The sequence below is a fragment of the Allobosea sp. genome (genome assembly GCF_017308015.1).
Classification (GTDB): domain Bacteria; phylum Pseudomonadota; class Alphaproteobacteria; order Rhizobiales; family Beijerinckiaceae; genus Allobosea.
The window spans coordinates 15,577-25,456 of record NZ_JAFKFW010000017.1; the positions used below are offsets into that span (position 1 = coordinate 15,577).

The following is a 9,880-nucleotide window of genomic DNA, read 5'->3' on the forward strand; positions in this document are numbered from 1 at the left end:
AGGAGAGAGCATGACGCAGGAATCCGAAGCCCCAATCAAATTCCCAGCCCCATCGGTGGTGAAAGCGCTCTTCGTCGCCAACAACAAGGCGAAGGAAGAGACATCGAGCATCAATGGCACCTACGGCGATCGGGTGAAGACGCAGATCGAGATTGGCAATCTGCATGGCCCTTCATTCCGGCATGCAGCTTCGATCTATCGCAAGGCCAAAAACAACGAGCTGAAGGCGCGCGAGCATGTCGCACATCTCCGCTTCCTGCTCGATCTCCTCGACGAGGAGTTCGAGAACGCCGGCCATGTTGGTGACCTCGATCGCATGTCGAAGGCCGCCGCCGAGGAAGAAGAGGGCGAGGAAGCCCCGACGGAGACTGCTGCCGAAGCCGCTGACCGCATCTTCACCGAGCAGAACCGCGCTGCCGCCGGCGAGGCACTCGATCTCGACAATCTGAAGACCGAGGCACCGGCCGAGCCCGCCAAGAAGGGCAGGGGTGGTCGCAAGAAGGCCGTCCAGGCCCAGACCGAAGAGGCCCCGCCGGCTCCCATCGATGATGACGTGCCGGCTGCTCCCTCGTCCGAAGGCTTCAGCGACGACATCCGCCCTGTCTTCCTGCGCCGCCGCGAGGAAGAGCGCGCCACGGAAGAGCAGGGCGGCACCTTCTCCCGCGTTCACTGATGTTTGTGGTCGGTCTCGACCTCGGAACGACCACGGGGGTCGCCATCGGCGACTCCCGCATCAATCACCCCTCGCAGCTTGAGAGCTTTTCGATGCGCTTCCGTAAGCCTCACGAGCCTTTTCAGATGGCAGGCTTCAACATCGAAGCATGGCTGACTCAGGCGTTCATCAAGCCCTTGCCGCAGTATCGGAAGCCCGACCTCATCATAGCAGAGGCGATGATCCCGATCGCTGCCCAGAAATCAGACGACGCGGCTATGGTCGCGGTTTCGCTGGACCAGGGCCTCTTCAATTTCTGCAAGCGGTTCAGTGTCCGTCTTGAGCGCGTCGCGCGTTCGACGGCCTGCGTTCACTTCATCGGTCAGGGCCGCAAGCGGAAGGGCACGAACGAGGACATCAAGCAGCTCGTCGCCCGCCAATGCCACCTGCTTGGCTACACCGAAGTCATCCTCCCGAAGGCCAAGCGAGATCAGTCAGACGCAATCTGCTGCTGGGATTTCGGCGTCTCCACCTACGCGCGCCGTCGGCCGGCTGGCGTCTCCTTGCTGGGAGGCATCGCCTGATGAGCACGGGACTGACCAAGCGCCAGCGTGCTCTGCTGGATTTCGTGAACGAGTTCACCGCCCGTGAAGGGCAGCCGCCATCCTATGAGCAGATGGCGGCCGGTGTCGGCCTGCGCTCCAAGTCGGGCGCGTTCCGGCTGATGGCCAAGCTGGAAGAGCGTGGCGCTATCCGACGCCTGCCGAACCGCGCTCGCTCCATCGAAGTAATCGACCAGTCGAGCCTCCCTCGCGAGCTTGAGGAACGCATCGCCACCTATTGCCGGAACATCGGCATCCCTCGCTCGATTTTTGACCAGCGCGCCGCTGAATGCCTCCTGCGGGGTGCGGCATGACCATCACCGAGCCAGAAAATCGCCGTGCCCGCACATCCCATATCTGGGAGACCGAGGAGCATCAACATTACGTTGAGCCGCCGTGGGTGAGCCGCCGCCTATTCGAGGTCGAGCGGTTCGAAGGTGGGATTTGCGATCCCTGCTGCGGTCTCGGCAACATCCTCGATAGCGCCGTGCTCGCTGGCCATCCTGTCTCTGGCTTCGACATCGTCGATCGAGGCGCCGGCTTCATGACGGCGCAACGCGACTTCTTCTCGATCAGCGATGCGAAGCCCAACATCGTCAGCAACCCACCATTCGACGGTATCGAGCGGTTCGCGCTCCATGCGTTGTCACTGGCGGACCGTAAGGTCGCGATGATCTGCCCAACCCGGCGCCTCAACGCGGCTGGAAAGTGGCTGAAGGGCACGCCACTCTATCGCATCTGGTACATCACGCCCCGGCCATCGATGCCGCCTGGGCAGGAATACATCCGCCTCTGGGAGCAGGGGAAGGAAGCCTCTGGCGGCACTGTCGATTTCTGCTGGCTCGTTTGGCTCAATGGCTACGAGGGCGAGCCCGTCGCCCGCTGGCTTCACCGCGACGGAGACGCCGCGTGAGCCTCCTTCCCGACATCGTCGACAGCGGCGCGCTCGGCTGGACGCTGGTTATTTCCACTCGGTCCAACGGTACCGGCGAAGCGAAGATCACATGGGACGGGCAGGGGCAGCTCAATCCCGACTTCTACGCAGCCCGGACGACCCCTGCAGCAGCGCTTGAATCCGTGCTGATGCGGGTCGAGCGCAACGGCGGCGTATCACCGCTCGACGTGCCGGTGCTCGTCGGCGTCCTGGTTGGACACTTCCAGGCGAGGACGCGATGAACGCAATGGCGCCCGATCAATTCACGGACTGGTTCCGCGAGATCTCCGAAACGGAGATGGCTCTCGTCGCCGGCATGCTGATGGCGCCGCCTGCGATCAGCTCGGTGATGCTGACGGGCCTGACCGAGGAGCACTTCGGCGACATGTCTGCGGCGGCGCTCTATCGCCGCACCATGGACATCGTCGCGCGTGGTGGTGTCATCGACTTCCGGACCGTGATCCAGGGCGGCGCATCCGTCCTGATGGGCGAGGCTCAGCCGATCAATGAACTGATGGCCCGCATGGCTGCCATCGCTGCACCGGCCGGCTCGCTCGCTGACTATGCCAAGATCATCCGTAGCGCCTGGGTTGTCCGTCGCATCTTCGATGCTGCCGACGGCGCGCGAAGCACGATCGCCACTTCAGATGTCACCGCACTCGCTCGCGGGCTGATCGACACCGTAGATGCTCTGCGCGACGCAGCGATCGATCAGCGCCGTTCCAGCCGGGGCAGCCTCGGGGACATCGCAGAGCAGGCCGGCCGTGAGGCCGAGGCCATGATGCGAGGCGAGCTGGAGCGGCCACCATCCTGCGGCATCCCAGACCTCGATAAGCATCTGCCGATGCGTGGTCTGGCACCGGGCGCGCTCTATGTGCTCGCCGGGCGGACCGGGCAGGGCAAGACGCTTATGGGCTCCGCTCTCGCTTCGAAGATGAGCAGCCAAGGCGAAGGCACGCAGTATTATTCGCTGGAGGTGCCATCGAAGGAGATCGCCGCCCGCGTCATCTGCGAGCGTCTCGGCTCCAAGGGCCCGACCTACGGCCAGGTTCTCTCGGGGCATACGACAGAGAACGAGCTCGAGGCCTATCTCTGGGCTGCCGGGCAGGCGAAGAAGGAGCCACTTCGTCTCGACGACACGCCATCGCTCAGCATGGCCGACATCCTCGTCGAATCCCGCAAGTTCGCTGATCGCCTCGACAAGCAAGGCAAGCGCCTGAGGCTCGTCCTGATCGACCACGCCATGCTTGTGAAGCCATCCAGCCGTTACCAGGGCAATAAGGTCAACGAGCTCGGCGAGATAGCCAACTCCGCCAAGGTGATGGCGAAGACGCTGGAATGCACCGTCATGCTGTGCTGTCAGCTAGGCCGCGACGTCGAAAAGCGTGAGGACAAGCGCCCTCAGCTTTCAGACCTCCGCGCTTCCGGTGAGATCGAGGAAGCCGCCGACGCAGTCCTTATGCTCTATCGGGAGCACTATTACGCCACCCGCACCGAAGCCTTTCGCCGCGGCGATCAGGGCGCGCAGGACGAAGCCGAGGCCGTCCGCAACAACCTTGAAATCGGCATTGAGAAGAGCCGGCAGGGCCAAACCGGTCGCGTCAACCTCTGGTGCGATCCCGGCCGGTCGATCGTCTGTGGCATCCATGGAGATGGCAGGTGAGCGAGCGGGGCGTCTTCGCGGTCGACCGCGGCATCTTCGAGCATCCAGCTTTCCAGCGCGAGCCGTTCACGCAGCGTGAGGCATGGCTTTGGCTGGTCGCCGAAGCCGCGTTCAAAGAGCGGAGCAAGAGGGCGGACGGCAAGGTTATCCATCTCCAGCGTGGTCAGCTTTGCCACTCGATCCGGTTCATGGCGGAGGCTTGGCAGTGGTCCAAATCACGCGTCGATCGTTTTCTGACCATGCTCGAAAATCGGGACATGCTGCGATCAGAAATCGGGACAAGAATCCCGATCATAACCATCTGTAATTACTGCGAATATCAGCGCGTGTCGCTACCCGAGCGGGACAAGAGCGGGACAACTTCCGGGACAAGAGCGGGACAAGAGCGGGACAAACTAGAAGACACTGAAAACACTGAAATAACCTCAGAGACTTCGTCTCTTCGGACGGCGCAGACGCGCCTGCCGATGGCCGGGGTGGAAGAGCAGGCCAAGCCACGAAAGCGAGCATCCCGCCTCCCATCTGACTGGCAGCCCGATGAGGATCTGAAGGATTACGCTCGTCAGCATCTGCCCGATGGCCGAACCTGCCATCACGAGACCGAGAAGTTCATCAAGCACTTCCAGTCGGCAAGCGGCTCGACCGCCGCCAAGCTCGATTGGCGCGCGGCCTACCAAAAATGGATCCTGACGGCCTCTGAGCGCTATCGGGACACACAGCCGCGCAACGGCTTCGCGGGCGCCTTCAATCCCTCATTTGAACAGCGGTCCGGGCCCACTGGAGCCCGCGACGCGCCACGTCGTCAGTCCTCGAACGATCGCCTCGTTGAAGGCCTTTGGAACGTGATGGAGCGCTTCCCCGATGACGCATAATCTTCCGACGACCCCGCAGAAATCCGCATTCCCAGTTGGCGCAGAACTCGTTCGGTCTCCGACCAAGAACGAGATGGCAGCCAGCATCACGCTGCTGTTCGATGCCTTCTCGTCTAGCCAGAGGGACGCCCCCGAGCGTGTCGCTGCCGCCTACGTCATGGCGTTGAGCGAGTTCAGCGCCTGGTCGATCAGGGCTGGCATCGTCAAGCTCGTCCGCGGCGAATATCCCGATCTGCACGAGGGCAACTGGTTGCCGTCGACCGCCATCGTGTGCCGAGCCATCCGCCGCGCAGCCGAGAGCAGCCCCGAGACGAAAGAGCGCCTCTGGCGCCAGCGCCTCGATCACTGGCGGGACGGTAATCCTTGGAACCCCCATTGGGCCCAAGGGCCCGAAGAACCGGCGTTCCCGCATCTCTGCCCGCCGCACTTGCTCGCTGACTTCGAGGCGGCAACCTGTCAGCGCAACGCAGGGAAGGCGGCATGACGACCGTTCCACGCGACTTCGGCGCATCGCCGATCCCAGGGAAGCCCGGCTTCACAGCTTGGTTCATGGCTCCCGGCGTCGGGTTCCGCACCGTCACGGTCGAGGGCGTCGTAACCCGCGAGAACGGCAAGCCCATCGCCCAGGTCTTCGACACCGAGGTCGAAGCGATGCTCGCCGCTGCCAGAGCGAAGGACCGGGCCGAGGACCGCGGGCGCCCTCCGCTCTCGAAGGCCGCCAAGGTCTTCAAGACAGCCGGCACCGGTCGAAACCGCCGCGCCATCGCAATCTGAACCCAACCCCATTCCCGCACCGCGGGAACATCCCGGCCCAGCGAGGGCCCTCAACGGAGAAGACCATGACGAAGAACGAACTGATCCAGGCGATCGCCGATGACAGCGGCAAGAGCAAGAGCGACGTCGCGACAGTGCTGGCGAGCCTGGGCCGAGCCGTCGGCGGCGCGCTGCAGCACGGCGGCGAGCTCACCATGCCCGGCATCGGAAAGCTGTCGACGACCAAGCGCCCGGCTCGCACCGCTCGCAACCCATCCACCGGCGCCACGATCGATGTCCCAGCCAAGACCGTCGTGAAGTTCAAGGTCACCAAGGACCTCGCCGACGCGGTCGCCTGACACCTTGACCAAACTTGACCGGCGCATTCCCGCGCCGGTCTCACTTTCAAGATGCGGCAGGATGATGGGCGAGGTCGACAGAACGAAATTCAAGCCAGCACGCGACCGGGCCCCTCGGATCGCCGCGATGGCGGCTGAGGGCATGACGAGCTGCGAAATCGCCCAGGCCATCGGCGAGATCAGCCCGCAGCGCGTCCGCGCCATCGCCAAGCGGTACTGCATCAAGCTGGCGCGCCCGGGAGCCCGTAGGTTCGGCACCTACCTGCCTGACCGGAACGCGCGGGTTCTCACCGAACTCGCGACTGCGGCGAACGTCAGCCCCGCCACCATGCTCGATCGCATTACCCGCGTCGTCCTCGACGACGGAATCGAGCACGCCCGCCGCCGCCTCGGCAAGCTTGCACTCCCAACACGGCCACGCCCATGAACGCTTTCGCCATCGCCATTCCCGGATATCTCGGCCCCGTCGACGATCTCTCCAGCCGCATCGAGGCGATCGGGGAGGATGAAATCCCGACGCAGTGGACGCCAGAGCATGTTCAAAACCGCCTGATCGAAGCGTTCCGCCTCGTGCGCCGCAATCCGCGGGTAGGGCCGCGCGTGAACGCGAACGGCTGGCCGGAATACCTCCGCGAGTTCAGCGACCTCACCGATATGATCGAGGACGAAGACCTCGCCGAGCTCCGCAAGAAGATTACTGCGGCTGAAGCGACCCGGATGAATGAGGCGCTCTCCTGGCCGATGCAGTACCTCGAGGGAAAGCCGCTCGCTGCAGACGCTCTCATGACATGGGCCTATGCCATCGCCATCAAACGCGACATGGCGGCGTTGCTTGCGCACCGGAAGAAGCGGGCCATGGCGCTCGCTGCGGAGATGATGGAGCGCCACAACGCGCCGCCGCATCTCGACCCAGATGGCGCCGTGAAGGACACCCGCGACCCAGCCGTGCTTCAGGCTTACGCGACCCGGCTCGAAATCGCCCGCGAGGTCGCGAAGATCACGAATGAGGCGCTCTCCAGCGCTCCCGTCCCCACCCACGCCCAGATCCGTTCCAACGCCCAGGCGTCATTTCGCGCCCAGTGCCGAGAAGCCGGGTGCCTACCCCTCGTCGTCAAGCCTCATGAGGCTATGCCGGGGAAGTGTCTGTCTCGGACGAATCTGGACAGGCAGAGGAAGGTCGCTGCCGCAGAGATATCTTCCCGTCTGAAACGCAGCGGTCGGACTATCAAGTGAAGCCGAAAGCTGGGCGGGCGCCATCTTAAATCCCGAGATATCCTCGGAGCAGACCTGCGACTGCGTCAACGCTGGCTTTCCCGGCAGTATTCGCGGCGCCCTTTATCCATTCGCCCAGCGCCGTGCCAAACTGGCCTTTCTTGATGTCCCCCTGATCCTTGGCGAGCGCGAGGGGGAGGGCGGCAATTTGCTCTGCATGAACCCCGGCCTCGCCGAGAGCCTTGGTTAGGCCGTCGAAATCGCCCGCGACCAAACCAGAGTTGTTGGCCTGCGATAGGTCGCCGCCCACGTTCGAGTTGATGACGTTTTGCCCGCCGTAGATGTAAGTGATCACTTGCTTCTGTACCTCTTCGGCGCCGACCTTTTCTAAGGGGTCGTCCGAGTCTCCAACCTGTTCTTGAAGTTCCAAGGCCAGCCTGAGAATGCGGTTCCTGACTGTGTCACAGATGCCGATCACCCTGCCAACGGGCAGCGAACGCCATGCTCGGTTTAAGCCGTAGCCGGCGATAATTTTCTCCGCATACATTGCAACCAAGTCTGCAGGCCAAGGGCTAGAAAGCTCGTCGCTCCCAGACTTGGCCAACGACTCGATCTCAGCGATCGGCTCCGGCATGCGAATGTACCGGATCAAATCTCGGTGTCGCTCAGATAAAAGCCCAAGCGGAATGGGTTGGTTGCGAATCTGCGCTCCGAGTGGCCCGACCATCAATCCGAAGGAGTTGGCGCCGAATATCCGATACTCCGGCAACGCGTCGTCGGAACTATAGCCGTCGAGTTCGGCTCCGCACCACTCCTTCAGCGTGCCGTTTTTCAGTCTTGAAGCAAGGACCAGGCATTTCCGCAGCAACACGGGCAACCCGATGTCACTAGCCGTCGCTCCCTCGATTATTTCATTGAGCAGTTTCACGGTTCGCCCCGGGCGATGCGCATCTACCAGCTATCGACACGCAGTTGACGAACGGCGGCAAGCCCTGGTGCCTGCTTTTCCCCAAATGTTCGCTTGAGCTGGCCAAATGCTACCTCTCTATGATCTTGTAGCAATGCAAGATTTATCCCCCCGATAGGGTGGTTGTCGGACTGCCATTTTGCGGGCATGCATTGGTCATCGTCGCGAAACGTGTCGGTGACGACACCCGCCCGGCCAGCGCCAAGCGCGAACGGCCCATGCGACGGTGCAAATAAGAGCGACGAGCGGTCAAGATTTGCCAGTTCTGGATGAGACGCCGCCAGCGAGCCCGGCCCCAGCGGTCGGGCTTTGTCGTTTCAGGCCACAATGAGCGGTCGCCGCGATAGGGTAGCGCCTCTGATGTGATCGTTGTCAGTTGTCAGCTCACCTCGGAGTCCTGAACCGCGACGATCTCCGCAACGATCTGCTGAAGCCGACGGGTCGCCTCTTTAAGAGCTGTTCCCTCGTCCGCAGGGTCTTTCTCCGATGGGCCCAAGGCTTTGAGCGCGTCGCGGGACACCTTATGAGCCGCGCCAAACAATTTGCGGAGATTGTCGTTACGAAGCCGTTCCATGGCCGAGAGAATACGCGCGGTGTATGGATGCGGCCCTGTCTTATGACATCGCCCACCACATTCGCGATGGCGAGCGTTCCCTGCAGGAAGAACGCTCTCCCTGCTGCCCGCAGGGAACAACGGTCGGCGGTCCCCGTTGCGGTTGCATTCGGAGGAATGCGCCATGGCAAAAGGACAACCTGAATCCCTCGCTACCTTCGCCGCGACCGCCAGGAACGACGGAAAGAAGCCCCAGGACATCGGGCTTGAGGCGACCCCTGAAACGAAGGGCCTCCCGACTGATCCAAAGGAGAAAGCCGACGCGGCGACAAAGGTGCTGCGAGAAGGCGTTCTCAAAAAGGACCAGGGCGCCGAAAAAGCAGTGGACGCGCTACCGGACCGCACGCGGGATGCCAAACCTCGCAGATAAGGTCTCTCGGTCGCCTTTTGAGGTTCGCGCGGCAGACGGACAAGGCTAAGGCCCGTGAGAGAGTAGACCAAGCGGCGGGAGCGCGCCCTTCGGGCTCCGCAACAAACCGCCGCCGTCAAAATCAAACCGGGGTGGGAAGCGAGGGGTCTAGTCCGTGCGAATTATTTCTCCCGCTTCGGAGCGTTGACATGCACGCTCGCATCGACCTGAGCGCGATCCAGAACCTGGCCAACGTCATGGCCGCGGCTGGTGCTCAGGTGCCCACGGCTGCAGCTCGAGCCCTAAACCACACGGTGGCCAAGGCTCGCACCATCATGGTCCGCGAGGTCGTAGGCTCGACCGGCCTAAAGTACGGCACCATTCGCCGCGCTCTCAAGCTGGAGAACGCGACGCCCGGCAACCTGATCGCCACCATCAAGAGCAAGGGCGGCGACGTTGGGTTGCGACACTTCAAAGCGCGCGAGACCGCAGCAGGCGTATCCGCTGCCCCCCGCAACCATCGCCAGGTCTTCGCTGGCTCATTCCAGAAGGGCGGCCAGTTCCCAACCCGTGTTGCCCTGCGCCTCGGTGGTCATGTCTATCGCCGCGCTGGCAAAGGCCGGCTCCCTCTGGTTAAGCAGAAGTCTGGCGTGTTCATTCCTGAGGACATGGTCGAGGGCGCCAGCGAGGCCGCGTTCTACAAAGTCGCGCAGTCCGATCTGCCTGCGCGCCTCGCCCATGAACTCTACAGGGTCATAGGCTAGGAGCCTCTAGGGAGGCCGTAGACGGGCGGTGTCATCCGATGACCCGCTGTCGCCTCAGATCAGGGAAGGGCATCAGGCGCCCTCCTTCGCCCGCGCGCGAGGCATGCCAGACCCCTCAAGGGACCGTACTCCAGAGGCCG

General features: G+C 63.0%; 15 protein-coding genes. 14 read left to right on the plus strand and 1 reads right to left on the minus strand.

All coding sequences use genetic code 11. From position 1 onward, the window contains the following. Window positions 1-10: 10 nt before the first annotated feature. The 12 genes from J0I42_RS14925 to J0I42_RS14980 all read left to right on the plus strand — a co-directional run bounded on the left by J0I42_RS14925 (window position 11) and on the right by J0I42_RS14980 (window position 7,068). Window positions 11-673 (plus strand): hypothetical protein, encoded by a 663-nt coding sequence (locus J0I42_RS14925; protein ID WP_291655846.1) that lies wholly within the window; start codon window positions 11-13, stop codon window positions 671-673. Beyond that, window positions 673-1,236 (plus strand): hypothetical protein, encoded by a 564-nt coding sequence (locus tag J0I42_RS14930; protein ID WP_291655849.1) that lies wholly within the window; start codon window positions 673-675, stop codon window positions 1,234-1,236. The genes J0I42_RS14925 and J0I42_RS14930 overlap by 1 nt, the downstream gene beginning before the upstream one ends. After that, complete coding sequence (locus tag J0I42_RS14935) at window positions 1,236-1,568, plus strand: LexA family protein (protein WP_291655850.1); 333 nt, start codon at window positions 1,236-1,238, stop codon at window positions 1,566-1,568. Before J0I42_RS14930 ends, J0I42_RS14935 begins: the two co-directional genes overlap by 1 nt. Continuing rightward, complete coding sequence (locus J0I42_RS14940) at window positions 1,565-2,167, plus strand: TRM11 family methyltransferase (protein ID WP_291655852.1); 603 nt, start codon at window positions 1,565-1,567, stop codon at window positions 2,165-2,167. Before J0I42_RS14935 ends, J0I42_RS14940 begins: the two co-directional genes overlap by 4 nt. Then, on the plus strand, window positions 2,164-2,430 hold the full coding sequence (locus J0I42_RS14945) for a hypothetical protein (protein ID WP_291655853.1): 267 nt from the start codon (window positions 2,164-2,166) through the stop codon (window positions 2,428-2,430). The genes J0I42_RS14940 and J0I42_RS14945 overlap by 4 nt, the downstream gene beginning before the upstream one ends. Window positions 2,431-2,435: 5 nt before the next feature. Then, a complete protein-coding gene (locus tag J0I42_RS14950) occupies window positions 2,436-3,851 on the plus strand; it encodes a replicative DNA helicase (protein ID WP_291655854.1) in 1,416 nt (471 codons plus the stop codon). Continuing rightward, window positions 3,848-4,723, plus strand: a complete 876-nt coding sequence (locus tag J0I42_RS14955; RefSeq protein WP_291655856.1) for a hypothetical protein — start codon at window positions 3,848-3,850, stop codon at window positions 4,721-4,723. The genes J0I42_RS14950 and J0I42_RS14955 overlap by 4 nt, the downstream gene beginning before the upstream one ends. A gap of 73 nt (window positions 4,724-4,796) precedes the next feature. Then, window positions 4,797-5,207, plus strand: coding sequence for a hypothetical protein (locus J0I42_RS14960; RefSeq protein WP_291655858.1), 411 nt, complete (start codon window positions 4,797-4,799; stop codon window positions 5,205-5,207). After that, a complete protein-coding gene (locus J0I42_RS14965; RefSeq protein WP_291655860.1) occupies window positions 5,204-5,497 on the plus strand; it encodes a hypothetical protein in 294 nt (97 codons plus the stop codon). Before J0I42_RS14960 ends, J0I42_RS14965 begins: the two co-directional genes overlap by 4 nt. Before the next feature lie 65 nt (window positions 5,498-5,562). Beyond that, the gene (locus J0I42_RS14970; protein WP_291655862.1) at window positions 5,563-5,835 is read left to right on the plus strand and encodes an HU family DNA-binding protein; all 273 of its coding nucleotides are present in this window, start codon (window positions 5,563-5,565) and stop codon (window positions 5,833-5,835) included. A 61-nt stretch (window positions 5,836-5,896) separates the two neighbouring features. Beyond that, on the plus strand, window positions 5,897-6,262 hold the full coding sequence (locus tag J0I42_RS14975; protein ID WP_291655864.1) for a hypothetical protein: 366 nt from the start codon (window positions 5,897-5,899) through the stop codon (window positions 6,260-6,262). Beyond that, on the plus strand, window positions 6,259-7,068 hold the full coding sequence (locus J0I42_RS14980) for a hypothetical protein (RefSeq protein ID WP_291655865.1): 810 nt from the start codon (window positions 6,259-6,261) through the stop codon (window positions 7,066-7,068). Before J0I42_RS14975 ends, J0I42_RS14980 begins: the two co-directional genes overlap by 4 nt. A gap of 25 nt (window positions 7,069-7,093) precedes the next feature. Here the strand turns inward: J0I42_RS14980 and J0I42_RS14985 are convergent, their stop codons facing one another. Next, window positions 7,094-7,975 carry an AbiTii domain-containing protein gene (locus J0I42_RS14985; protein ID WP_291655867.1) on the minus strand — a complete coding sequence of 294 codons (882 nt, stop codon included), beginning with the start codon at window positions 7,973-7,975 and terminating at the stop codon, window positions 7,094-7,096. Window positions 7,976-8,751: 776 nt separating this feature from the next. Between J0I42_RS14985 and J0I42_RS14990 the strand changes: the two genes are divergently transcribed. Continuing rightward, window positions 8,752-8,997, plus strand: coding sequence for a hypothetical protein (locus J0I42_RS14990; RefSeq protein WP_291655869.1), 246 nt, complete (start codon window positions 8,752-8,754; stop codon window positions 8,995-8,997). Between the two features lie 188 nt (window positions 8,998-9,185). Further along, window positions 9,186-9,740: a phage tail protein gene (locus tag J0I42_RS14995; RefSeq protein ID WP_291655871.1), complete on the plus strand. Its 555-nt coding sequence runs from the start codon at window positions 9,186-9,188 to the stop codon at window positions 9,738-9,740. Window positions 9,741-9,880 lie beyond the last annotated feature (140 nt).